Here is a 529-nt window from a genome sequence, read left to right as displayed (position 1 = left end):
ACCTCTAATTCATCTTCACTCTCACATTCTTCCTTCAATGTGCTATAAACCATAAAAACTGCTGAAAAGTAAAAATTGGCTGTAGGGTATTTGGTTCTAGAAAAATCACAAGTGGCATCATAAAAAACACGTAAGAACTTGTCTATCTTGTCCACTCTATCCCACTCATTATTAGATAGACAATGTTGCTTAAAATTTGAGTCAGTCAACTCCAAATGAGAAAATGCACGACGATAAAAGTTAGCACTCTCAAGCATAAGATGTGTAGAATTCCATCTTGTAGGGACATCTTGTCTCAACCCCTTTTTACAATCTAAATCAACAAACTTGCATGATTCTAAGAACTTCTGTTTTCTTATCTGTGAGCCTTTCACATACTTGACACTCTCACGAACTTTTTGAATAGCACAATCACATTCTTTCAACCCATCTTGTACTATCAAATTAAGAATATGAGCACAACAACGAAGATGAAACAAATCACCATCACAAATAAGTAATTTCTTAATGTTCATTTGAATTTCCGCTA

The 529-nt window shown here is 34.2% G+C and carries 1 protein-coding gene; it reads right to left on the bottom strand.

Annotated features, from left to right (window positions below):
- On the bottom strand, positions 1 to 515 hold a 515-nt coding region (locus tag IEZ04_RS36405; RefSeq protein WP_189220935.1), incomplete at its 3' end, for a hypothetical protein.
- Positions 516 to 529 lie beyond the last annotated feature (14 nt).

It is taken from the genome of Streptomyces ruber (assembly GCF_014648075.1).
Taxonomy (GTDB): domain Bacteria; phylum Actinomycetota; class Actinomycetes; order Streptomycetales; family Streptomycetaceae; genus Streptomyces; species Streptomyces ruber.
Note: the sequence above shows the minus strand (reverse complement) of the source record. Positions and strands in the feature narration are given on the sequence as shown.